The sequence below is a fragment of the Lysinibacillus sp. CNPSo 3705 genome (genome assembly GCF_028674935.1).
Taxonomy (GTDB): Bacteria; Bacillota; Bacilli; order Bacillales_A; family Planococcaceae; genus Lysinibacillus.
Window position 1 is genome coordinate 33,136 of record NZ_JAQZSD010000001.1, and the last position, 23,627, is coordinate 56,762.

22 protein-coding genes and 1 pseudogene are annotated in these 23,627 nt (G+C 39.5%); all 23 read left to right on the top strand.

What is annotated here, in order from left to right; all coding sequences use genetic code 11:
* The first annotated feature begins 485 nt into the window (after positions 1-485).
* The 23 genes and pseudogenes from PVA17_RS00150 (at position 486) to lepB (ending at position 23,508) form a co-directional block, all read left to right on the top strand.
* Positions 486-1,047 (top strand): annotated as a pseudogene (locus tag PVA17_RS00150) (GGDEF domain-containing protein).
* A gap of 111 nt (positions 1,048-1,158) precedes the next feature.
* The gene (locus tag PVA17_RS00155; protein WP_132357473.1) at positions 1,159-1,521 is read left to right on the top strand and encodes an Asp23/Gls24 family envelope stress response protein; all 363 of its coding nucleotides are present in this window, start codon (positions 1,159-1,161) and stop codon (positions 1,519-1,521) included.
* An 18-nt stretch (positions 1,522-1,539) separates the two neighbouring features.
* Positions 1,540-3,189, top strand: coding sequence for a DAK2 domain-containing protein (locus tag PVA17_RS00160; RefSeq protein WP_132357472.1), 1,650 nt, complete (start codon positions 1,540-1,542; stop codon positions 3,187-3,189).
* 351 nt (positions 3,190-3,540) lie between these two features.
* Positions 3,541-4,203 carry an L-serine ammonia-lyase, iron-sulfur-dependent subunit beta gene (gene sdaAB, locus PVA17_RS00165; protein ID WP_049668406.1) on the top strand — a complete coding sequence of 221 codons (663 nt, stop codon included), beginning with the start codon at positions 3,541-3,543 and terminating at the stop codon, positions 4,201-4,203.
* Between the two features lie 14 nt (positions 4,204-4,217).
* Complete coding sequence (gene sdaAA / locus PVA17_RS00170; RefSeq protein WP_132357471.1) at positions 4,218-5,129, top strand: L-serine ammonia-lyase, iron-sulfur-dependent, subunit alpha; 912 nt, start codon at positions 4,218-4,220, stop codon at positions 5,127-5,129.
* 425 nt (positions 5,130-5,554) lie between these two features.
* Positions 5,555-7,600: an ATP-dependent DNA helicase RecG gene (gene recG, locus PVA17_RS00175; RefSeq protein WP_274066587.1), complete on the top strand. Its 2,046-nt coding sequence runs from the start codon at positions 5,555-5,557 to the stop codon at positions 7,598-7,600.
* A 130-nt stretch (positions 7,601-7,730) separates the two neighbouring features.
* On the top strand, positions 7,731-8,309 hold the full coding sequence (fapR, locus tag PVA17_RS00180) for a transcription factor FapR (protein WP_132357884.1): 579 nt from the start codon (positions 7,731-7,733) through the stop codon (positions 8,307-8,309).
* Positions 8,306-9,298: a phosphate acyltransferase PlsX gene (gene plsX, locus PVA17_RS00185; RefSeq protein ID WP_142507495.1), complete on the top strand. Its 993-nt coding sequence runs from the start codon at positions 8,306-8,308 to the stop codon at positions 9,296-9,298. The genes fapR and plsX overlap by 4 nt, the downstream gene beginning before the upstream one ends.
* The gene (locus PVA17_RS00190; RefSeq protein ID WP_274066588.1) at positions 9,291-9,521 is read left to right on the top strand and encodes a hypothetical protein; all 231 of its coding nucleotides are present in this window, start codon (positions 9,291-9,293) and stop codon (positions 9,519-9,521) included. Before plsX ends, PVA17_RS00190 begins: the two co-directional genes overlap by 8 nt.
* A gap of 173 nt (positions 9,522-9,694) precedes the next feature.
* Positions 9,695-10,648 (top strand): ACP S-malonyltransferase, encoded by a 954-nt coding sequence (gene fabD, locus PVA17_RS00195; protein WP_274066589.1) that lies wholly within the window; start codon positions 9,695-9,697, stop codon positions 10,646-10,648.
* Entirely contained in the window at positions 10,641-11,387 is a 747-nt protein-coding gene (fabG, locus tag PVA17_RS00200; protein ID WP_274066590.1) for a 3-oxoacyl-[acyl-carrier-protein] reductase, read from the top strand. Before fabD ends, fabG begins: the two co-directional genes overlap by 8 nt.
* Before the next feature lie 57 nt (positions 11,388-11,444).
* Positions 11,445-11,681, top strand: a complete 237-nt coding sequence (gene acpP / locus PVA17_RS00205; protein WP_036124798.1) for an acyl carrier protein — start codon at positions 11,445-11,447, stop codon at positions 11,679-11,681.
* Between the two features lie 475 nt (positions 11,682-12,156).
* A complete protein-coding gene (gene rnc / locus PVA17_RS00210; protein ID WP_132357466.1) occupies positions 12,157-12,921 on the top strand; it encodes a ribonuclease III in 765 nt (254 codons plus the stop codon).
* Between the two features lie 3 nt (positions 12,922-12,924).
* The gene (smc, locus tag PVA17_RS00215) at positions 12,925-16,506 is read left to right on the top strand and encodes a chromosome segregation protein SMC (protein ID WP_274066591.1); all 3,582 of its coding nucleotides are present in this window, start codon (positions 12,925-12,927) and stop codon (positions 16,504-16,506) included.
* Complete coding sequence (ftsY, locus tag PVA17_RS00220; RefSeq protein WP_274066592.1) at positions 16,503-17,789, top strand: signal recognition particle-docking protein FtsY; 1,287 nt, start codon at positions 16,503-16,505, stop codon at positions 17,787-17,789. Before smc ends, ftsY begins: the two co-directional genes overlap by 4 nt.
* A 438-nt stretch (positions 17,790-18,227) precedes the next feature.
* Complete coding sequence (locus PVA17_RS00225; RefSeq protein ID WP_132357463.1) at positions 18,228-18,563, top strand: putative DNA-binding protein; 336 nt, start codon at positions 18,228-18,230, stop codon at positions 18,561-18,563.
* Positions 18,564-18,575: 12 nt separating this feature from the next.
* Positions 18,576-19,934 (top strand): signal recognition particle protein, encoded by a 1,359-nt coding sequence (ffh, locus tag PVA17_RS00230; protein ID WP_132357462.1) that lies wholly within the window; start codon positions 18,576-18,578, stop codon positions 19,932-19,934.
* A 94-nt stretch (positions 19,935-20,028) separates the two neighbouring features.
* Positions 20,029-20,301: a 30S ribosomal protein S16 gene (rpsP, locus tag PVA17_RS00235; RefSeq protein ID WP_132357461.1), complete on the top strand. Its 273-nt coding sequence runs from the start codon at positions 20,029-20,031 to the stop codon at positions 20,299-20,301.
* A gap of 15 nt (positions 20,302-20,316) precedes the next feature.
* Positions 20,317-20,550: a KH domain-containing protein gene (locus PVA17_RS00240; RefSeq protein ID WP_004269410.1), complete on the top strand. Its 234-nt coding sequence runs from the start codon at positions 20,317-20,319 to the stop codon at positions 20,548-20,550.
* Between the two features lie 568 nt (positions 20,551-21,118).
* Positions 21,119-21,634 carry a ribosome maturation factor RimM gene (rimM, locus tag PVA17_RS00245; RefSeq protein ID WP_132357460.1) on the top strand — a complete coding sequence of 172 codons (516 nt, stop codon included), beginning with the start codon at positions 21,119-21,121 and terminating at the stop codon, positions 21,632-21,634.
* Positions 21,634-22,371 carry a tRNA (guanosine(37)-N1)-methyltransferase TrmD gene (gene trmD / locus PVA17_RS00250; RefSeq protein ID WP_274066630.1) on the top strand — a complete coding sequence of 246 codons (738 nt, stop codon included), beginning with the start codon at positions 21,634-21,636 and terminating at the stop codon, positions 22,369-22,371. The genes rimM and trmD overlap by 1 nt, the downstream gene beginning before the upstream one ends.
* A gap of 116 nt (positions 22,372-22,487) precedes the next feature.
* Positions 22,488-22,832: a 50S ribosomal protein L19 gene (rplS, locus tag PVA17_RS00255; protein WP_049668419.1), complete on the top strand. Its 345-nt coding sequence runs from the start codon at positions 22,488-22,490 to the stop codon at positions 22,830-22,832.
* A 106-nt stretch (positions 22,833-22,938) separates the two neighbouring features.
* Entirely contained in the window at positions 22,939-23,508 is a 570-nt protein-coding gene (gene lepB, locus PVA17_RS00260) for a signal peptidase I (RefSeq protein WP_132357459.1), read from the top strand.
* Positions 23,509-23,627 lie beyond the last annotated feature (119 nt).

Below are 23,627 nucleotides of genomic sequence, written 5' to 3' on the forward strand. Positions count from 1 at the left end.
GTGAGGTCTTTTTTTCAAAAACAGAACGAGCGATGGTGCCAGCTTATATTGCCATCCACACGATATTGTTTTATCTAGATTTAACGGTGTTATTATTTGTCAAAGAAAAGAAAATGAAGGTAACATCTCTTAATTTACGAAAATACAAAACGATCTTACTTGCTTATATTTATACTATATTAATATTAATTACTGTCATAACGTTAATGGACGTCTATTTTTTTAAACATGCGGTTCTTTATGAGGTGCTGTTTTTATTGATTTGTACTGTTTTTTCTATCTCTTTCCTGGAAACTTTTCTGATTATGTTAGTAACGGTACTACCTATTTTAATAAGTGCTTATTTGAGTGTTGGGATATCAGGTGAAAGTATTAGAATATTATTACCGATGTCCCTCATTATTCCTATAGGGCTAATTATTCAGAGTCATACTTATAAAATACAAAAACAAATTACGAAGCAACAAATTTTATTACAAGTAGAAATGACAAAAACTAAAAATTTATCAAAATTATTAACTGAGAAAAATAATGAACTATCAGAGCAAGCATTCAGGGACACATTGACAAATTTGCCTAATCGTCGAGCTTTTAATCATAAATTGACACAAATAGGGCAACAACTAAGTAAATCAAAATCTTTATCTGTCATGATGATTGATCTTGATTTCTTTACAAGGTGATGAAGCTTTAATAAAAGTGGCAGCTCTATTAGATGAAATTGCAGAAAAGTATAATGCATTTGTAGCACGTTGGGGAGGCGAAGAGTTCGTAATCGTTAGCCATCATGCGGCTAAATTTTCAGAGCATGTATGTGAGGAAATTTTAGAGGAAGTACGCCATTTAAATATACGTCATGAGCATTCAGAAGTTGCTAATATTGTAACAGTCAGCATCGGGATGTGTTATGCAAAAATCTCCAATAGCGAGCAATTGAAAATATGCTGTGAATTAGCTGATCAAGCACTATACACAGCAAAACAAAACGGTCGTAACAACTTTTACAGCAAAAGTGGAAATTTCGATGAGATGTATGTTTCCCTTTAAAATGTCAGTAAAACGTTGATACAATGCGCTTTCATGCCTTCTAAGGTTGCTTAATGCATAACGAAAGTGTTACAATATCATTTAGTCAAAAAGAGCCAAGGGGGCATTTCTATGTCGATTGAATTAAACAATGAATTCGGCCAAATTGATATTTCAACAGATGTACTTGCACAAATAGCTGGTGGCGCTGCTGTAGAATGCTACGGTATTGTTGGCATGGCATCTAAACATCAAATTCGTGATGGTCTAACTGATATTTTACGTAAAGAAAATTTTGCAAAAGGTGTTGTTATTCGAAAACAGAACGACGATTTACATATTGATATGTACATTATTGTTAGTTACGGGACAAAAATTTCGGAAGTTGCTTATCAAGTACAGTCGAAAGTGAAATATACAGTGGATAAAACATTAGGTATGAGCGTAAAATCTGTCAATATCTTTGTGCAGGGCGTTCGTGTAGCGAATGATTAAGAGGAGGAACTAATTCTAATGCAGTCTTTAGACGGAATAAAGTTTGCAGAAATGGTGCAAATGGGTGCCCATCACCTATTCCAAAATGCAAATTATGTTGATTCATTAAATGTATTTCCAGTACCAGATGGTGATACAGGAACGAATATGAACTTATCGATGACATCTGGGGCAAAGGAAACGGAGCAGTATGCGTCAGAACATATCGGCAAAACAGCTCAAGCTTTATCAAAAGGTTTACTTATGGGAGCACGCGGAAATTCAGGCGTTATTTTATCGCAGTTATTCCGTGGCTTTGGTAAATCTATCGAAAAAGAAGCGACGATTGATGCTAAGGGCTTTGCTGGTGCCTTCCAAGCAGGCGTAGAAACTGCGTATAAAGCAGTAATGAAGCCAGTTGAGGGAACGATTTTAACGGTTGCACGTGAAGCGGCGAAAAAAGGTGTAGAAGTGGCAGAAACTGAAACCGATATCATTGCAGTGATGGAAGCATTTACTGCTGAAGCACAGGCTTCGTTACAACGTACGCCTGAACTTCTACCTGTTCTAAAAGAAGTCGGGGTTGTAGATAGTGGCGGTCAGGGTCTTCTATTTGTGTATGAAGGATTTTTAGCATCCTTAAAGGGCGAGCCATTACCAGTGAAAAATGAAGCAACTTTAGATGATTTAATTAATGCAGAACATCACAGAGCACAAGATTTCATGAATACTATGGATATTGAATTTGGGTATTGTACTGAAATCATGGTACGTTTTGAAGAAGGAAAAGAGCCATTTAGTGAAGAACAATTCCGCAATGAATTAAATCCTCTAGGTGATTCTTTACTCGTTATTTCAGATGAAGAAATTGCAAAAGTGCATATACATTCTGAACAACCAGGCGCTGTATTAGCAATGGGTCAAAAATATGGTAGTCTTATTAAAATTAAAGTCGACAATATGCGTGAACAGCATTCTGCCATTGTTGGTGAGGATCATAAAGCACCTTCTTCAGCTAAGAAAGCAGAAAAGCACCCATATGCAATTGTAACGATTGCAATGGGTGAGGGAGTTGCTGAATTACTTCGTTCAATTGGTGCCTCTTATGTTATTGAAGGTGGTCAAACAATGAACCCTTCAACTGAAGATATTGTGAAGGCAGTACAAGAAATTGGTGCTGAAAAAGTATTGATTTTACCAAATAACAAAAATATCGTGATGGCAGCAGAACAAGCGGTAGAGCTATTAGATATAGAAGCGGCTGTAGTTCCAACGAAAACGATCCCTCAAGGTATGGCAGCGATTTTATCGTTTAATCCAGAGGCGGCAGTTGAAATGAACCAAGCAACAATGACAGAAGCCTTCGCAAATGTTAAAACAGGCCAAGTAACTTATGCGGTTCGAGATACATCTATTGATGGTGTGGAAATTCATAAGGATGATTTCATGGCTCTTGCAGAAGGAAAAATTGTATTATCGACTCCAGCATTAAAAGATGCTGCTGAGAAGGTAATAACTGATTTAGTGGATGAAGATGCAGAAATTGTAACAGTCATCTATGGTGAGGATACAACCGAAGAAAATGCTTCAGAATTAGTGAAATTCATTGAAGAGAATTATCCAGAGGTTGAAGTAGAGTTATTTAATGGTAAACAAGGATTATATCCATATATTATTTCAGTAGAATAATTCACTCTACTTTGCGCATAAGTAGACAAAGCAGTGCACAAGCCGTGTACTGCTTTTGTTTATGGTACAGAGAGAATAGAGGATCTGACACGAGCTGAATTAGCTAAAAATAAATGATTCGATGTATACGTCCAGTGGACAATAAACTTGGAAATATTGGAATACCAGCATTTTGAAATTATTGTCTATACGGAGTAGACAAAGGTTAATCAATATTGCCATTGTGTAAAATATAGTCGTGTAAATTTTCAGAAATTTGATAAAGAAGTGCTTTACTTTTATAGTAACTATCAAGCATGATATAAATAAAAAATCGATATTATTATATGGATAGAATAGAGGGGTGTTATTATGAAGTTTACTTCAGTATTTGATATTATTGGACCAGTAATGATTGGGCCTTCTTCTTCACATACGGCAGGAGCCGCACGAATTGGACGCGTTGCTAGAGATTTATTTGGAAGACAACCAAAATGGGCGAAAATTCACTTATATGGTTCGTTTGCTGAAACATATAAAGGACATGGAACAGATGTAGCTTTGGTAGGGGGCCTATTAAATTACGATACATTCGATGAGCGGATCAAAACAGCTTTTGCCGATGCAGAAAAGGCAGGATTAGATTATGAGTTTATCCCAGAAACAGCGAATATGGAGCATCCGAATACGGCTCGCCTTGTAATTGGCGATGATGAAGGAGAGATGTCTGTCGTTGGTATTTCTATCGGCGGCGGAAAAATTGAAGTGAGTGAGGTTAATGGCTTTAAGCTACGTTTAACAGGTGGTATGCCAGCAATCCTTGTTGTTCATGATGATCGTGCTGGCTGTATTGCCAATGTGGCAAATTGCTTAGCGATGCATGCGGTCAACATTGGACATATGGAGGTTTCGCGTATAGAACGTGGTTTAACGGCCCTTATGGTGATAGAAGTCGATCAAAACATTGAGGATAAAATATTACAACAAATTTCTTTAATACCACATATTTCGAAGGTTTCTAAAATTAATAACTAAGGAGGTGCACGAATATGGACGTATTGTTTCATAATGTTCGTGAACTAGTTGAACGAGCGGAACAAGAAGGAAAGCTAATTTCTGAAATTATGATTGAGCAAGAAATGTTAATAACTGGACGCTCAAGAGATGAAATTATACAGCAAATGGACAATAATTTAACGGTGATGGAAGAAGCTGTTGAAAGAGGTTTGAAGGGTGTAAAATCTGTAACAGGCTTAACGGGCGGTGACGCAGTATTGCTTCAAAATTATATTGCGCAAGGCAATTCACTGTCGGGGGATTTATTACTAGACGCGGTGAGTAAGGCTGTTGCAACAAACGAAGTGAATGCAGCTATGGGTACAATTTGTGCTACTCCAACTGCGGGTTCTGCTGGGGTTGTACCAGGGACGCTGTTCGCGGTAAAGAACAAGCTAAATCCGACACGTGAGCAAATGATTCGTTATTTATTTACATCGGGTGCTTTTGGTTTCGTTGTTGCTAATAATGCTTCGATTTCAGGTGCTGCTGGTGGCTGTCAAGCAGAGGTTGGCTCAGCTGCTGGTATGGCGGCGGCAGCGATTGTAGAGATGGCTGGTGGTACGCCACAGCAATGTTCAGAAGCATTCGCCATTACGCTGAAAAATATGCTAGGGCTTGTTTGCGACCCGGTAGCGGGATTAGTAGAGGTTCCTTGTGTTAAGCGAAATGCAATGGGAGCGGCAAATTCCCTTGTGGCAGCGGATATGGCACTTGCGGGGGTTACAAGTCGTATCCCGTGTGACGAAGTGATTGGTGCGATGTATCGAATTGGACAATCTATGAGTCCGAATTTAAAAGAAACTGCACGTGGAGGACTTGCTGCAACACCAACAGGTAAAGCTATTAGCAGAGCCATTTTTGATAATGGCGATTTAGAAAGTATCAAATCACTTCAAAAATAAAAATCATTAACACGCTTTTCCTAAGTGGAAGGCGTGTTTTTTGATGATCCTTTTCATACTTTTTTAGCAAGGGTTTTGGTAGCGAAAGCAACCGCTCATTATGGTGATGGGCCTAAAATAGGGGTATTACCAAGAAGATTTGTTGGGATGAAACGTTCGACTATAACTGGCTATTAATCAATTATTAATGAAATGTATTGAATTGCTATCTTAGTGAAATTGAAAAGTTATATAATGAAATTGACTATATAAAATTGCCGTGGCATGAATTGTCCGAAAGTGTTATACACAAGCAACAAGATGATGGAAGCTAAGAGTAAATGTAAGAAAGGGGAAAACTCATATGCTGAAAAATAGGATGGTTAAACGAATGACTGCAGGTAAAGTACTTGTGGTGAAAAACTTTGGAGGAGCTGTCGTGCAAGGTGACTGATTTAACGAATCCCGTTTCTGACTTAAAGGGAATCGGGAAAGAAACAGCAGGACATTTAGAGGCATTGGGCATCGAGACGATTGCGGATTTGCTATGGACGTTTCCGCATCGGCATGAGGATTTTCGTTTAAAGGATTTAGCACAAACACCACATAATGAACGTGTCACAGTGGAGTGTAAAGTTGAACGGGAACCGACAGTACTGTTTTTAGGGCGCAATAAATCACGATTACAAGTTACGGTGCTAGCAGGGCGACATTTAGTTAAGGTTGTTTTTTTTAATCAAGGCTATTTAAAACAAAAGCTTGTACCGGGAGCTATAATAACCGTTACGGGAAAATGGGATCGCGGCAGACAAGTAATCAATGGGACGTCTGTCACGTTTGGTCCTAAGACAGATCAAGTCGATTTTGAACCTGTTTATAGTCTGAAAGGTTTGATTCCCCAAAAACGTTTTCGTAAATATATGCGACAAGCATTAGATGAGTTTGGTGCAGAAATACCAGATGCTGTTCCACGGCATTTACAAGCCAATTATAAACTTACGACAATGCGTGAAGGGCTTGAGGGCATTCATTTTCCTGTCGATGCGGGGCATGCGAAACAGGCTAGAAGACGCTTTGCCTATGAAGAGTTACTAAACTTTCAAGTACGTATTCAAGCGTTACGTAAAATTAGAAAAGATAGTGAGCACGGTACAGTTATCCAGTTTGATTTACAAAAGTTACGTGCTTTTATTGCCTCATTACCTTATGAATTAACAGGTGCGCAAAAACGCGTTGTCAATGAAATTTGTAAAGATTTGAAAGAGCCACATCGTATGAATCGTTTACTTCAAGGTGACGTAGGGTCGGGGAAAACAGTTGTTGCGGCAATATGTTTATATGCAGCAGTAACTGCTGGTTTTCAAGGGGCATTAATGGCGCCGACGGAAATTTTAGCAGAGCAGCATGCTGAAAATTTGCAGGAATGGTTTGAGCCGTTTGGCGTACGTGTAGCTTTACTATCAGGATCGACGAAAGCAAAGGAGCGTCGATTACTTTTGGAAGAACTAGCAAACGGAGACATAGATATTTTAATTGGTACACATGCGCTAATTCAGCCTGATGTCGTTTTTTACAAACTTGGTTTTGTTATAACGGACGAACAGCATCGTTTTGGTGTAGAGCAGCGTAGAATATTACGTGATAAAGGAGAAAATCCAGATGTGCTCTTTATGACCGCGACACCAATTCCGCGTACACTCGCGATTACAGCATTTGGAGAAATGGATGTTTCGATGATAGATGAAATGCCAGCGGGGCGTAAGCAAATAGAAACGCATTGGATGAAAAAAGAGCAATTTGGCTCTGTTATGTCAAAGCTAGAATTAGAGCTTGCTGCTGGTAGACAGGCTTATGCTATTTGTCCACTAATCGAGGAATCAGACAAGCTGGATGTACAAAATGCGGTAGAAATTTATGAGCAACTTGCTACGTATTTTAATGGGCGTTACAACGTCGGGCTAATGCATGGTCGCCTATCAGCGGATGAAAAAGACGCTGTTATGCGAGCCTTTAGTGAGGGAACTATTCACGTGCTCGTGTCGACAACTGTTGTTGAGGTTGGGGTGAACGTACCGAATGCAACTTTTATGATTATTTATGACGCTGAACGCTTCGGCTTAGCTCAGTTGCATCAGCTACGTGGGCGTGTTGGACGAGGCGAACATCAGTCATATTGTGTGTTGTTAGCCGATCCGAAATCCGATGAAGGCAAAGAGCGCATGCAGTCGATGACGGAAACGAATGATGGCTTCCGTCTAGCTGAAAAGGATTTGGAACTACGTGGCCCAGGTGACTTTTTTGGGCGTAAACAAAGTGGTTTGCCTGATTTTAAAGTAGCGGATTTAGTGCACGATTATCGAATACTTGAAACGGCGAGAAAAGATGCAACGGATATGCTGGAGAGTGATGCTTTTTGGCATGATGATGAGTACAAATATTTACGTGAAATGCTTGAAAATTCAGGTGTTTTACAAGGGGAACGCTTCGATTAACTGATTCTTTGATGCTCAATTAGGAATGTGAGCACTTGTTTTGAAAACAAGTCTTGCATTCTTTTTTTATACTCTATATACTGATATTAGTACCAAGTGCTAATAACAACTAAAAAGGTGGCGAATGATGTTGAGACGAACGAAAAAAGAGCGACAGCGACAATTATCCGAAACGATAGCTGATAATCCATTCGTCACAGATGAACAGCTAGCAACACAGTTTCAGGTTAGTGTCCAAACAATTCGTTTAGATCGTATGGAATTATCTATTCCGGAATTACGAGAACGAATTAAAGATGTTGCTTCGAAAACCTATGAAAATGAAGTGAAATCACTACCGATTGATGAAGTTATCGGAGAAATAATTGATATTGAATTGGATAATCGTGCATTATCTATTTTTGACGTAAAAGAAGAACATGTTTTTCAGCGCAATGGCATCGCACGTGGACATCATTTGTTTGCACAGGCAAACTCATTAGCGGTAGCAGTAATTGATGACGAACTAGCATTAACAGTACATTCTAATATTACCTTTGTGAAACCTGTTAGAGCTGGAGATCGTGTTATTACAAAAGCAATCGTTATCGGACGTGATGAAAAAAATCATCGTACAAAAGTAGAGTTAACGTCCACTGTTAACGGTGAAACAGTTTTTGTTGGTGAATTTGATATGTACCGCACGAAAGGTAAAGGTGAACAACAATGAAATTAGCGCTTGATGGAATGGGTGGAGACAACGCACCAAAATCAGTTGTTGAAGGTGCTTTATTAGCATTAGAGCAAATTCCAAATTTAGAAATTCAATTATATGGTCAGCAGCAAAAGCTTGAACCATTTTTAAAAATACATGATCGATTAACGGTAATTCAGTGTGATGAAGTTGTCGAAGGAACAGACGATCCAGCACGCGCTGTTCGTCGTAAAAAGGATTCATCCATGGCACGTATGATGGATGCAGTTGAAGAAGGAAAGGCGGATGCATGTCTTTCAGCGGGTAATACAGGTGCTTTAATGGCAGGAGGATTATTTAAAGTAGGACGTATTGAAGGGATTGCTAGACCTGCTCTAGCCACTACACTTCCTACTTTAGACGGTAAGGGCTTTTTAATGCTCGATTTAGGGGCAAATGCGGACGCACGACCTGAGCATTTATTGCAATATGCCATTATGGGCGATATTTATGCGAAAAAGGTAGGTGGCTTACAAAAGCCACGTATCGGCTTATTAAATATCGGGACTGAGGATAAAAAAGGGAATGAATTAACGAAGGCAGCTTTTGGCTTATTAAAAGAAGCTGATTTAAATTTTATCGGTAATGTTGAAGCACGAGATTTACTTGAAGGGGTAGCGGATGTTGTTGTTACAGATGGCTTTACAGGTAATATGGTGCTGAAATCGATTGAAGGTACTGCTGGTGCGTTATTTTCAATGCTAAAAGAAGCATTTATGTCTTCAACAAAAACAAAAATTTCGGCAGCACTTATGAAAAATAATTTACGTGACCTAAAAAATAAAATGGACTACACAGAGTACGGTGGCGCAGGTTTGTTTGGTTTGCAGGCACCTGTCATTAAGGCGCATGGCTCATCAAATGCGAAAGCGATATACAGTGCAATTCGCCAAGCAAATACGATGGTTGAGCATACAGTCATCTCGACGATTACAGATACAGTACGTCACTTAGAAATTGATTAACTTATTTAAGCAGGTGTTTTTTGTACCGAAAGCGAAACGACAGCAACACGGTTTTATCTGTGCGAAAGCGAAGCGACAGCAACAAGGTTTTATCTGTGCGAAAGCGAAGCGACAGCAACAACAACACAACAACGCACGACTGAGTGACCAACATCACGTTGGCCAAAAGCCACCGACGGATTCGCGAAATCGGAAAGAGGTTCAATGTAGGATGTTAGCTTAAAATCCTCGCATCCATGCGATAACGGCTAACTGACCTGCATCGGTAAAAACGCCACGTCCTGTGGTATTACCGAAATGACCGACATCGTGTCGGCCCTCGTGTAGGCAAAAGTACAAAGTCAATTCCGGACTTTATGCCGAGGCATAATTGATTAAAAAGGGGATTAATAAAAAATGACGAAAATAGCATTTATTTTTCCAGGACAAGGTTCCCAAGTAGTGGGGATGGGGCAAGAGTTTATTGAGAATGCGGCAGAAAGTAAAGCATTTTATGACCGTGCAAATCAATCGCTTGGCTTTGAGTTATCTAAACTTATGTTAGAGGGACCAGCTGAGGAACTAACATTGACTTACCATGCACAACCGGCACTGTTAACGACTGGTGTAATGGTTGCGGAAAAATTACGTACAGCAGGTATAACGCCAAATTTTGCAGCTGGACATTCACTTGGAGAATATAGTGCATTAGTAATCGCTGGTGTGCTCTCATTTGAGGATGCAGTTTCAGTTGTGCATAAGCGTGGGCTTTATATGAATGAAGCTGTACCTGCAGGACAAGGTGCTATGGCAGCTATTTTAGGGATGGAGCTTGAGGCACTGCATGACGTAACTGAAAAAGTATCTGCAACAGGTGATCCAGTTCAGGTAGCGAATGTTAACTGTCCAGGACAAATCGTTATTTCTGGTACGAAGGAAGGCGTTGAAAAGGCTTCTTTAGCGGCAAAGGAAGCTGGTGCAAAACGAGCAATTCCTTTAGTAGTTAGTGGTCCATTCCACTCAGAGCTAATGCGACCATCATCTGAAAAATTAAGAGCAGCGTTGGCTAATATCTCATTATCAGCTCCACAAATTCCTGTAATCGGCAATGTAATGGCGAAAGTATTAGAGGATGTTCCAGCTATTCAGCAGGAGTTAGTAGAACAAGTATATAGCGCTGTACAATGGGAAGCATCTGTGCGTGAAATGATTGCACAAGGTGTGGATGTCTTTATTGAGTGTGGACCAGGCAAAGTATTAAGTGGATTAGTGAAGAAAATCGATCGATCTGTTGCGACATACTGTGTTTATGATGAAGCATCATTAGAGGCTGTACTAGAAGCGGCGAAGGAGTGGACAATTAATGCGTAAACTAGAGGGTAAAGTAGCTGTTGTAACTGGTGCTTCACGTGGAATAGGAAGAGCTATTGCATTAAAGCTTGCTGACGAGGGTGCTAAAGTTGTCGTTAACTACAGCGGTTCACAGGCAAAGGCAGAGGAAGTTGTAGCTACGATTCAAGAAAATGGCGGCGAGGCTGTAGCCGTACAAGCGAGTGTTTCAAAAACTGATGAAGTTTCTGCGTTAATGGATGCAGCGGTGAAAACATTTGGCTCGCTTGATATTTTAGTCAATAATGCGGGTATTACGCGTGATAACTTGTTAATGCGTATGAAAGAAGATGAATGGGACGATGTGCTAGATACGAACCTAAAAGGTGTTTTCCTTTGTACGAAAGCAGTAACACGTCAAATGATGAAGCAACGTGCGGGCCGTATCATCAATATTTCATCAATTGTTGGTGTAGCTGGTAATGCAGGGCAAGCTAATTACGTAGCCGCAAAAGCAGGTGTTATTGGATTAACGAAAACAACTGCAAAGGAATTAGCATCTCGTAATATTTTAGTGAATGCAATTGCACCAGGATTTATAGAAACTGAAATGACTGAGCAACTACCAGAAGATATAAAGCAAGGTATGCTTACGCAAATTCCTCTAGCAAAACTTGGGCAGCCTGAGGATATTGCAAAGGCAGTAGCTTTTCTAGCTTCAGATGATGCAAACTATATGACGGGTCAAACATTACATATAGATGGCGGTATGGTAATGTAATTTCAATTAGTCATAAATAATGATTTTTTGTATAATCATTGAGGGGAGGTGAATGTTTTGTCTACAGTATTAGAACGCGTAACAAAAGTAATCGTGGACCGTTTAGGTGTTGAAGAAAGTGAAGTTACACTAGAAGCTTCTTTCCGTGATGATTTAGGTGCTGACTCATTAGACGTAGTTGAGCTTGTAATGGAGCTTGAAGACGAATTCGATATGGAAATTTCTGATGAAGATGCTGAAAAAATCTCAACAGTTGGTTCTGCAATTTCATACATCGAAAGTAAATTAAACTAATTCGTTTAACTTTATATTGCTGAGATTAATCACCTCTACTGGTGCTGACATGGATGCAGTCATTATACAATAAATGTTTATGATTAAATAAAGTTAAAGCCTTTGGCAGAAATTACGTATGCTTTTCTTCTTGTGAAGCAAATACTACGCTAAGGGTATGTTTAAAAAGGGGCGAAATGGTTCGTTTAGCGAACTGTGATCGTCCCTTTTTTATCTTTTGGAGGTAGTAAGAAGAATGCAAAAGTTATCCCTTTTTAGCCTACTGATATAGAGGAACTCAGTCTAAGAATGCCACGTCCTGTGGTGACGACTGAGTGACCAACATCAAGCATCTGGACGCAATTACGCCAAGGCGAAATTGACCTTAAAAAAAATAATTTCCAAAAGATTGTATTTAAGCCGAAATACTTTTGCATAAATGCCTTGAAAAAGGTACACTTAAACGGTAGAAACTATTAGGAAGGCAGATTGTTCAATGGCTATGAAAAGAAAAGGAAATATGCAGAAATCTGGCGTGCTTCCTGAAAAAGTACGCAATCAATTCGAGCTGTTACAGCATGAATTAAATATCACATTTATTAATAAAAATTTATTGTATCAAGCTTTCACACATTCATCTTATGTGAATGAGCATCGCCGTAAATTGTTTACGGATAATGAGCGTCTAGAATTTTTAGGAGACGCAGTACTTGAACTGTCTGTTTCTAAATACCTTTTTGAGAAATACCCACATATGAGTGAGGGTGAGCTGACAAAGCTACGAGCATCCATAGTATGTGAGCCGTCACTTGTTATTTTTGCAAATGAATTAGGCTTTGGTCGCTTTGTATTACTTGGAAAAGGTGAGGAATTAACAGGTGGACGGGAACGCCCAGCGTTACTTGCAGATGTATTTGAGTCATTTGTAGGTGCCCTTTATTTAGATCAAGGCTTACAGACGGTTGTGTGCTTTTTAGAACGAATCGTATTCCCGAAAGTAGAACTCGGTGCTTTTTCGCATGTGATGGATTTCAAAAGCCAATTGCAAGAAATGGTGCAACAAACAAATAATGGCCTTCTTCATTATGAAATTATTGATGAAAAGGGTCCTGCGCATAACCGTACCTTTGTATCGAGCGTGCTATTAAATGGACAAGAACTTGGTATAGGTCGTGGGAAATCAAAAAAAGAAGCCGAGCAGCAAGCTGCGCAATGTGCGATGCGTTCAATGCGTGAGCAAACTGCAAAAGAGGAGGCTTAATAGATGTTCCTAAAACGACTCGAAGTGATTGGCTTTAAATCTTTTGCGGAACGCATTGGAGTTGATTTTGTACCCGGTGTTACAGCGGTGGTTGGACCAAATGGTAGTGGTAAAAGTAATGTCACTGATGCTATTCGTTGGGTACTTGGGGAGCAATCGGCAAAGTCGTTACGTGGGGCAAAGATGGAGGATGTTATTTTTGCTGGAAGTGACTCACGTAAGCCACTAAACTTTGCAGAGGTAACATTAATTTTAGATAACACAGATGAACAGTTAGCTTTTTCATATACAGAAGTTAGCGTAACAAGACGCGTATACCGTTCAGGTGATAGTGAATATTTACTAAATAACCAGCAGTGTCGCCTGAAGGATATTACGGACTTGTTTATGGACTCAGGACTTGGGAAAGAGGCCTTCTCCATTATTTCGCAAGGCCGTGTCGATGAAATTTTAAATAGCCGACCTGATGACCGTCGTTCAATTTTTGAAGAGGCAGCTGGCGTATTAAAGTATAAACTAAGAAAGAAAAAGGCAGAGCATAAGCTTGTTGAAACAGATGAAAACTTGTATCGTGTTTTAGATATTTTACATGAGCTAGACAGTCGTCTGGAGCCCTTAGAAATTCAGGCATCAAGTGCAAGAGATTATGTGCAAATGTCAACTGAGTTAAAGGATTTTGATATTGCTATCCTTGTGCACGATTTAAATAATTGTGCACAATCTTTGCATGCTCTGAAAGCTGAGTATACGGAGCTATATGAAACGGAGCAAAAACAAGCTCAGCATATTTCTTTGATAGAAAAGCAAACTGCAAGTATTCGTAAGCTTTTAAAAGAGTTAGATGATTATCTAGATACGACTCAGGCAGAGTTTGTTAATGCAACAATGGAGGTAGAGCGTTGGGATGGTCGTAAAGCGTTAATGGCTGAAAAACGACAAAATGCTTCTAATCAACTACTTCAATTGAATACGGCATTACAGGAAGCAAAAGCTGAGGTTGAGTCTCTTATAGCCCAAGAGCAAGAGAAAAAAGAATTGTTCATTGAAAAACAGCAAGAGGTTGCAGCGCTAAAACACAGCATTAAGCAATTAGAGCAATCTTTAAATCGCTCAGTTTCTGAAATTGAAGAAGAAATTGAAGAACAAAAAAACCGCTATATCGACTCTTTAAACGAAGAAGCAACAGTTAAAAATGAATTAAAAAATATCGAGCAACAGTTAGCGCAGCAAAAAGCGATGGCGACACGAATGTTAGACCAAACGGATGAAATCGGGCAAGAGCTTGCGCAAATTCTAGCTGAAAAAGAGAAGCTAGTTGTTGCTCATACTACAACAACTAACGACTTGCAGGAAAAACTTGAGCAATATGAAGCATTACAAATACAGCTTAAAAACGTCAATGCATCATTTAATGAAAAGCAGGATATGCTTTATAAAGCTTATCAGCATCAGCAGCAACTGAAAGCTAGAAAAGATACGCTTGCGGAGCTTGAAGCAGATTTCTCTGGGTTTTTCCATGGCGTAAAAGAAATATTACTAGCACGTGATAAAGGTGAATTAGCTGGGATTGAAGGAGCCGTTGCCGAGTTAATTCAAGTTGACGGGAAGTATTCCCAGGCTATTGAAACAGCATTAGGGGCAGCCTCTCAGCATATTGTGACAACCAATGAACAATTTGCTCAACAAGCAATTCATTGGTTAAAACAAAAGAGAGCTGGACGCGCAACATTTTTACCTAAAACCGTTATCAAGTCACGAAAGATCAATCTATCTATGATTCAGCTAGCAACTGAGCACCCAGCATTTGTCCAAATGGCTGATACACTTGTAACGTTCGATGAAAACAACCGCACAATTGTTGAGAACCTCCTTGGTAATGTGATCGTTGCATCAAGTTTAGAAGGTGCAAGCCAAATTGCTCGTTTATGTGGGTTTAGGTATCGTGTTGTAACACTTGAAGGTGATATCGTTAATGCAGGCGGTTCATTAACAGGTGGTGCAATGAAACAACAATCGTCACTCTTTACAAGAAAAGCGGAATTAGATGGTTTAATAGTAAAGCTAGAATCGTTGGAGGCGTCTATTTATAGTGCTGAACAGGCTGTCTCAGTTGAGAAAGAGAAGCTTGCAACATTGCGAGACACAGTAGAACAATTGAAGCTTGACGGTGAACAACTACGAAAAGATGAAATGCAACAGGCAAGTCGTATTCGCGAGCTAGAGGTTGTCGAAAAAAGCTTATCCGCAAGAGTATCTTTTGCTTCAAATGAAACACAAGATGTAAAAACACGCGAAGAAGCATTGCTAGCTCAAAAGGAAGCTTCTACGGAGCGTTTAGCGGCACTAGCGACAGAACTGCTAGAGATAAACGAAACAGTGGAGCAATTAAGCAAGGTGAAGCTACAAAGTGAATCGGAGAAAGATTTACTGCGTGAGCAGTCAGCTGAAAAACGCTCGCAGTTAGCGGTAATGCAGGAGCAAATGTCACAAGTACAAATTGCTACAGCAGAGTTAGCCCTACAATTAAACAAAGCTCGTCAAAAAGCCGAAAATATTTCTCAGGAAATAATCTGGCTTCAATCTGATGAATCGACAAAACTTTTAAGCGATGAAGAAGTGGATGAGCAAGTTGCTACGTGGAAAACGACGAGAGATTCGTTGCAAAACACTATTTCACAGAAAAAAGATGAAAAAGTAGCACAACAACAAGAGCTTACTACTTTAGAAGAACAGCTGAAGGAATTGCAACGTACGCATAAAGGCTACCTCGAAGCAATACGTGCAAATGAATTGAAGCGTAGTCGTGTAGAGTTTGAAATTAATAATTTCAATGAGCAGCTAGAAGAAAACTATCAGCTAACATATGAGGAAGCTGAGGAGTTAGCCCTGGCAATTGAAGATGAAGAGCATATGCGACGTCGAGTGAAATTACTGAAGAAATCGATAGAAGAGCTAGGTCCTGTTAATTTGAGCGCCATCGAGGAATACGATCGCGTACTTGAACGCCATTCATTTTTAACAGAGCAGCGTGAGGATTTACTTGCTGCACAGGAAACATTACATGAAGCTATTAAAGAAATGGATGAAGAAATGACGCTACGATTTAGCGAAACCTTCTATGCCATTCGAGAGCAATTTAAACGTGTATTCCGTGAATTGTTTGGCGGAGGACAGGCGGATTTAGTGTTATTGGACCCTCAGAATCTGCTAGAAACAGGTATAGAAATTGTAGCACAACCTCCAGGTAAAAAATTACAAAATCTAAGTTTGCTTTCAGGTGGTGAGCGTGCACTAACTGCAATCGCGTTATTATTCTCCATCCTCAATATTCGACCTGTACCATTTTGTATTCTCGATGAGGTAGAGGCGGCTTTAGATGAGGCAAATGTCGTTCGCTATAGCCAATATTTGAAGAAATTTAGCCGTAATACGCAATTTATTGTGATCACCCATCGTAAAGGGACGATGGAAGGAGCGGATGTGTTGTATGGTATTACAATGCAGGAATCTGGTGTATCTAAACTTGTATCAGTAAAATTAGAAGATGAACCCGTACTTGCGGAGCAAAGGAGCGAACAAGCATGAGTTTTTTTAAACGTTTAAAAGAGAAATTGACAGGCAATCCTACCGAGGAAGAAAAAGTAGTAGCAGCAATCAATGAAGAAGAAGCTGCTGAACAGAAGCAAGACGAAGTAACAGAGCCTGCTCAAATTGAAGCAACTGTAGATGAAATGGAAAAAGTTGAAGAAGTTTCTGAAACAGAAATCTCAATTGAACCAGAAACTCCTGTAGCAATTGAAGATCAAGAGCAACAAGAGCAACAAGAGCAACAAGAGCAACAAGAGCAACAAGAAGTGCAAGAAGTCGCAATAGTGGAAGAACCTGTAAAGGAGAAAAAACCTTCTGCATGGTCTATTACACAAAAATTCAAGGCTGGTCTTGAAAAAACGCGTAATTCATTTACTTCTAAAGTAAACGATCTAGTTGCTCGTTATCGAAAAGTGGATGAAGATTTCTTTGAAGAATTAGAAGACTTATTATTACAGGCAGACGTTGGCTTTGAAACAGTAATGGAGCTAATGGACAAATTACGCTTTGAGGTTCAGCGTAAAAATATAAAAGATACGAACGGTATTCAAACGATTATTTCTGAAAAACTTGTGGAAATTTATGAGCAAGGAGAAGAGGATTTAATCGAGCTTAATATGCAACCTAAAGGTGAGCTTACGGTAATTTTATTCGTAGGGGTAAACGGTGTTGGGAAAACGACGACAATCGGTAAACTTGCCCATCGCCTAAAATCGCAAGGTAAAACAGTTGTTTTAGCAGCAGGTGATACTTTCCGTGCTGGTGCCATCGATCAATTACAAGTTTGGGGAGACCGTGTAGGCTGTGAAGTGATTAAGCAATCGGAAGGTTCAGATCCAGCGGCGGTTATGTATGATGCCATTCGTGCAGCGAAAAACCGTAATGCAGATGTGTTAATTTGTGATACAGCAGGGCGCTTACAAAATAAAGTAAACTTAATGAATGAGCTTGAAAAAGTTCATCGAGTAATCTCTCGTGAGGTACCGAATGCTCCGCATGAAGTACTATTAGCATTAGATGCAACAACAGGCCAAAATGCACTTGTTCAAGCCCAAACATTTAAGGAAGCTACAAATGTAACGGGGATCGTTTTAACGAAGCTTGACGGCACTGCAAAAGGCGGTATTGTTCTTGCTATTCGTAATAAATTACACATTCCTGTGAAGTTTGTTGGTCTTGGTGAAAAAATGGATGATTTACAACCATTTGATGCAGAGCGTTATGTGTATGGCTTATTTGCCGATGGTTTAGATAAAGAATTACAAAATAAAGAGGATTAGGTTTATAACAAATGTTTACTGTAGCGAAAGCGAAGCGACAGCAACAAATGTTTTCTGTGCGAAAGCGAAGCGACAGCAACAAATGTTTTCTGTGCGAAAGCGAAGCGACAGCAACAAATCTTTTCTGTGCGAAAGCGAAGCGACAGCAACAAATCTTTTCTGTGCGAAAGCGAAGCGACAGCAACAAAGCGCCCAGTCGGAACGGAAATCAACTACACGTTCTGATGGTGGTAAGGATTGACATTTGAGTAAGTAAATTTGTAATTGCGCTCGTCTGTAAACAGGGGAATCGCATTGTTTAAAAGGGAAATACTGGCTATAGGTGAAAAACACCTTAAAAGCAGTTAATTAAAGCTTTTAGACAAGGAGATTACCTTGACACAGACGGGCGCTTTTCGTTATGATACAAATGACTAATAACGGGAGGAGAAACATTCGATGCTACTTGAAAAAACAACACGCATGAACTTTCTCTTCGACTTTTATCAAGCATTATTAACAGATAAGCAACGAAGTTATATGGAGCTCTATTATTTAGATGATCACTCACTTGGAGAAATCGCTGAATCGTATGGAGTTTCACGCCAAGCTGTTTATGATAATATTCGTCGAACAGAAGCGATGCTTGAAGAATATGAAGAAAAACTATGTTTACTTGAAAAATTTCAACAACGTACACAAATGCTAGCGCAGCTAACAACAGGGATTACAGAACAAAGTATGACAATTGAAGAGCAGCTAACGCTTATAGAACAGTTGAAAGAATGGGATTAGGAGGCGAAAGCAATGGCTTTTGAAGGATTAGCGGAACGACTCCAAGGAACGATCCAAAAGATTAAAGGTAAAGGTAAAGTATCGGAACAAGACGTTAAAGAAATGATGCGCGAAGTCCGATTTGCTTTAATCGAGGCGGATGTTAACTTAAAAGTAGTCAAAGAATTCGTTAAAAAGGTCAGTGAACGTGCTGTCGGTGTAGATGTTATGCAAAGCTTAACACCAGGTCAGCAAGTTATTAAAATCGTACAAGAAGAATTAACAGAATTAATGGGTGGCGAGCAAAGCCCAATTAAATTTAATACAAAGCCACCAACTGTCATTATGATGGTCGGCTTACAAGGTGCCGGTAAAACAACGACTACAGGTAAATTGGCAAATGTGTTACGTAAAAAATATAATCGTAAGCCATTACTAGTTGCTGCAGACGTTTATCGTCCAGCGGCTGTTCAGCAGTTACAAACATTAGGAAAGCAGCTATCCCTACCTGTTTTTGCATTAGGAACCGATGTATCTCCAGTAGAAATTGCTCGTCAGGCAATTGAATTGGCAAAAGAAGAACATCATGATGTCGTTATTATCGATACAGCTGGTCGCTTGCATATCGATGAAGATTTAATGCAAGAATTAAAAGATATTCGTGCGTTAAAAGAGCCGGATGAAGTATTCCTAGTTGTAGATGCTATGACAGGTCAGGATGCTGTAAACGTGGCAGAAAGCTTTAATGAAGCAGTCGGTATTACAGGCGTTGTTTTAACAAAACTTGATGGTGATACACGTGGTGGTGCGGCGTTATCAATTCGTTCCGTTACACAGAAGCCTATTAAGTTTGTTGGTATGGGTGAGAAGATGGATGCGCTGGAACCTTTCCATCCAGAGCGTATGGCGTCCCGTATATTAGGAATGGGTGACGTTCTATCACTTATAGAAAAGGCTCAGGCAAATGTGGACGAAGCAAAGGCTAAAGAGCTAGAGGAAAAATTTAAATCCCAGACCTTTACGTTCGATGATTTCGTTGAACAATTGCAACAAGTAAAGAAAATGGGTCCACTTGACGAAATTTTGAAAATGTTGCCAGGTGCCGGCAAAATCAAAGGCTTAGACAATGTTAAAGTCGATGATAAGCAAATGGGTCGCGTAGAAGCGATTATTTATTCGATGACACCTGCTGAAAAGACGAATCCAGAAATTATTAACGGTAGCCGTAAAAAGCGTATAGCGAGGGGTTCTGGGACATCAATTCAAGAGGTAAATCGTCTATTGAAGCAATTTGAAGAAATGAAAAAAATGATGAAGCAAATGACAGGCATGGCGAGTGGAAAAGGAAAGAAAAAGATGAAACTACCAGGCTTCGATTCATTGTTTAAATAATATTTTATAGGTGTTAAGAAAAAACACTTTACAAACAACCTAAACATTGATAATATACTATCTTGTGTGAAACTTATTCGGAGGTGCTATTAAAATGGCAGTTAAAATTCGCTTAAAACGTATGGGAGCTAAAAAATCTCCTTTCTATCGTATCGTAGTTGCAGACGCTCGTTCACCACGTGACGGTCGTTCAATCGAAACAGTTGGTACTTACAACCCACTAACTAAACCAGCTACTGTAAACATTGATGAAGAGAAAGCTCTTAAATGGTTATCTGACGGTGCAAAACCATCAGATACAGTGCGTAACTTGTTCTCAGAACAAGGTATCATGGAAAAATTCCATAACCAAAAATTCAGTAAATAATCGGGGGCGAGGTCTTTGAAGCAGCTGATTGAAGCAATCGTTTTACCGTTAGTCGATTATCCAGAAGAAGTTCGTATAGAGACGGATGAAAATGCAAATCGAATTGTTTATAAACTTTTTGTTCATCCAGAGGATCGAGGGAAAGTCATAGGCAAACAAGGGCGAGTAGCGAAAGCGATTCGTACAATTGTTTATTCAGCGGCGGGTAGTCACCATCAAAAAAAGACCTACGTCGATATATTGGATTGAAAGAAAAGATTTTCACGCTCTTTTATATGCAACAAGCACTGGAGAGTCCTGACAGCTATGTTTACATGCGCTTAGGAATTCGAAGTGGACTTGAGGTAAAGCGTAAAATCTGGACTTAAAAGGAAGGAGCTTGCCGGTTCCTTCCTTTTTTCATTATCTTAGTTACATTGAGAGATAATTGAACATAATGACATTGAGGAAGACTGGTCAACGTCTTAGCTAGAACACCGTCCACCAAAAGTTAAACTGCTTTTGTAGATGAAAGGTGAGAGAAATGTTACTTTTTGATCTGGCTAGCAAGTAGCTTGACGGGGACGAGCATGTTTTAGCATTTTTTATCTTCATTCAGCTTAAGACTCATGCCTCTTAAGGTTGTGGGATGAATGAGGATGTAATTCCTTTTCAGCGGATTTCAAACTCCCGCTGAATGAAGATACAGCCTCCGGCGGATGTTACGGATTTTGAAAAGAATGAAATGAAGGATGTTAGCCTAAAACCTTCGCATTTAACTGACTCGAAATCCGGACGCAATTACGCCGAGGCGAAATTGATATGAGGTGAGATTTGAATGGAATGGTTTAATGTAGGTCGTATTGTCAATACGCACGGTATTCGCGGTGAGGTACGTGTGTTATCAACAACTGATTTTGAGGAAGAGCGCTTTGCAGTGGGAGTAAAGCTTGCGGCGTTTAAAAAAGACGATAAAAAGCCAACGTGGGTAACAATTGAATCAGTGCGTCGTCATAAAAACTTTATTTTGTTAACCTTTGAAGGAATGAATAACATCAACTTGGTTGAGCCTTTCAAAGAAGGAATGCTCAAAATTACGAAAGATCAAATGACAGATGATTTATTAGAGGAACATGAATATTTCTTCCACGAAATAATTGGCTGTACAATTGTATCTGAAGAAGGCGAAACAATTGGAGCAGTGACCGACATTCTTCAAACAGGTGCAAACGATGTATGGGTAGTTAAAGGCACTAAAAAAGAGCATTACATCCCGTATATCGAGGATATCGTCAAAGAAATTAATATTGATGAGAAGAAAATAGTGATCCATGTAATGGAAGGTCTACTATGATGAATATTCATGTGTTAAGTTTATTTCCGGATATGTTTACAGGCGTTTTTGGAGCGTCCATATTAAAGAAAGCGCAGGAAAAAGGTGCTGTAAATCTGGAAGTCACTGATCTACGTGGATTTTCGGGTAATAAGCATAATCAAGTAGACGATTATCCGTATGGTGGCGGTGCGGGAATGGTGTTAAAACCAGAGCCGATGTTTAGCGCTGTCGAGGCCATTACAGAAGGGAAAAATCCTCGTATCATTTTGATGTGCCCGCAAGGTGAGCGCTTTACTCAAAAAAAGGCAGAAGAGCTGGCGCAAGAAAAAGAGCTAGTATTTTTATGTGGTCATTACGAAGGTTATGATGAACGCATTCGTCAGCATCTTGTCACAGATGAGATTTCAATTGGAGATTTCGTATTAACTGGTGGCGAGTTAGGGGCTATGACAGTTATAGATAGCGTTGTACGACTTCTGCCGGGGGTTTTAGGGCAAGAGGATTCCCACATACAAGATTCGTTCTCAACAGGTCTTCTAGAGCATCCACATTATACACGCCCTGCTGAATTTCGTGGGATGAAAGTACCTGATGTCTTACTATCGGGTAATCACGCAAAGATTAAGCAATGGCGTATGGAAGAATCTCTGAAAAGAACATTCGAGCGTCGTCCTGATTTGCTCGAGAATTATCCATTAACAGACAAGCAAAAATTGTATCTAGAAAAACTTAAAAACAACGATAAAGATGCTTGATTGCTATCTATATTTATGATAACATCTATTCTGTACTTCTATGTGAAGTACTGAATTACGGTGTTCCGCTGTGGCATAGATTGCGTGCAAGAGCATCTGTCTAAGGAGAGAAAACAATGTCAAACATTATTACAGAGATTACAAAAGCTCAGCTTCGCACTGATCTACCAACTTTCCGTCCTGGTGATACTGTTAAGGTACACGTGAAAGTAGTAGAGGGTACTCGTGAACGTGTACAAGTATACGAAGGTGTAGTAATTAAACGTCGTGGTGGCGGTATTAGCGAAACTTTCACAGTTCGTAAAATTTCTTACGGTGTAGGTGTTGAACGTACATTCCCTGTACACACACCAAAAATCGCTAACTTAGAAGTTGTACGTCGCGGTAAAGTACGTCGTGCTAAACTTTACTACCTACGTAACCTACGTGGTAAAGCTGCTCGTATTAAAGAAATTCGATAATTATGACTTAAAAGTGAGGGGCTTGTGTAACAAGCCCCTTTTCTTTTTGCTTGTCATCTTAAATAGCTATAAACTAAAATGAGGATAGACAAGGGGGCAAATCTCGATGGAAAAACAAATAAAGGAAAAGAATGAACTATGGGAATGGACAAAGGCACTTCTAATTGCATTTGCGATTGCAGCGATTATTCGTTATTTTTTATTTACACCCATTGCAGTAGATGGCCAATCCATGATGCCAACCCTTGAAGATGGCGACCGTATGATTGTAAATAAAATTGGTTATAAAATAGGTGAACCAAAACGCTTTGATATTGTGGTATTCCATGCTCCTGAAAAGAAAAACTATATTAAACGTGTAATTGGGCTTCCAGGAGAGACATTGGAGTATAAAAATGATCAATTATACATTAATGGTGAACCGATCGATGAACCTTATTTAGATGCTTACAAATCAAAAATTACAGAAGGTACTTTAACCGAGGATTTTACATTAAAAGACATTGATGTAAACCTAAAAGATAATGTAATTCCAGAAGGCTATGTTTTCGTTATGGGAGATAATCGTCGATACAGTAAGGACAGTCGTATTATTGGAGTCGTCGATCAGAAAGAGATTATCGGGAGTACAAGTCTGATTTTCTGGCCGTTTAGTGATATTAAAATTGTAAAGTAATTCTTGAAAGGGAGAGATTAATTATGCCTTGGCATAATTGCGTCTGGAATCGGCTTTGTGCTTAGGCCTGCAGGATGCAGGTCAGTTAGCCGTTATCGCATGGATGCGATGATTTTAGG

What these genes read in the sequence shown, in the direction of transcription:
- ffh (WP_132357462.1), top strand. Translation starts at nt 18,576, where the DNA reads ATGGCTTTTGAAGGATTAGCGGAACGACTCCAAGGAACGATCCAAAAG.
- sdaAA (WP_132357471.1), top strand. Translation starts at nt 4,218, where the DNA reads ATGGACGTATTGTTTCATAATGTTCGTGAACTAGTTGAACGAGCGGAA.
- rplS (WP_049668419.1), top strand. Translation starts at nt 22,488, where the DNA reads ATGTCAAACATTATTACAGAGATTACAAAAGCTCAGCTTCGCACTGAT.
- PVA17_RS00160 (WP_132357472.1), top strand. Translation starts at nt 1,540, where the DNA reads ATGCAGTCTTTAGACGGAATAAAGTTTGCAGAAATGGTGCAAATGGGT.
- fabD (WP_274066589.1), top strand. Translation starts at nt 9,695, where the DNA reads ATGACGAAAATAGCATTTATTTTTCCAGGACAAGGTTCCCAAGTAGTG.
- fabG (WP_274066590.1), top strand. Translation starts at nt 10,641, where the DNA reads ATGCGTAAACTAGAGGGTAAAGTAGCTGTTGTAACTGGTGCTTCACGT.
- rnc (WP_132357466.1), top strand. Translation starts at nt 12,157, where the DNA reads ATGGCTATGAAAAGAAAAGGAAATATGCAGAAATCTGGCGTGCTTCCT.
- trmD (WP_274066630.1), top strand. Translation starts at nt 21,634, where the DNA reads ATGAATATTCATGTGTTAAGTTTATTTCCGGATATGTTTACAGGCGTT.
- PVA17_RS00155 (WP_132357473.1), top strand. Translation starts at nt 1,159, where the DNA reads ATGTCGATTGAATTAAACAATGAATTCGGCCAAATTGATATTTCAACA.
- plsX (WP_142507495.1), top strand. Translation starts at nt 8,306, where the DNA reads ATGAAATTAGCGCTTGATGGAATGGGTGGAGACAACGCACCAAAATCA.
- sdaAB (WP_049668406.1), top strand. Translation starts at nt 3,541, where the DNA reads ATGAAGTTTACTTCAGTATTTGATATTATTGGACCAGTAATGATTGGG.
- PVA17_RS00225 (WP_132357463.1), top strand. Translation starts at nt 18,228, where the DNA reads ATGCTACTTGAAAAAACAACACGCATGAACTTTCTCTTCGACTTTTAT.
- ftsY (WP_274066592.1), top strand. Translation starts at nt 16,503, where the DNA reads ATGAGTTTTTTTAAACGTTTAAAAGAGAAATTGACAGGCAATCCTACC.
- rimM (WP_132357460.1), top strand. Translation starts at nt 21,119, where the DNA reads ATGGAATGGTTTAATGTAGGTCGTATTGTCAATACGCACGGTATTCGC.
- rpsP (WP_132357461.1), top strand. Translation starts at nt 20,029, where the DNA reads ATGGCAGTTAAAATTCGCTTAAAACGTATGGGAGCTAAAAAATCTCCT.
- lepB (WP_132357459.1), top strand. Translation starts at nt 22,939, where the DNA reads ATGGAAAAACAAATAAAGGAAAAGAATGAACTATGGGAATGGACAAAG.
- smc (WP_274066591.1), top strand. Translation starts at nt 12,925, where the DNA reads ATGTTCCTAAAACGACTCGAAGTGATTGGCTTTAAATCTTTTGCGGAA.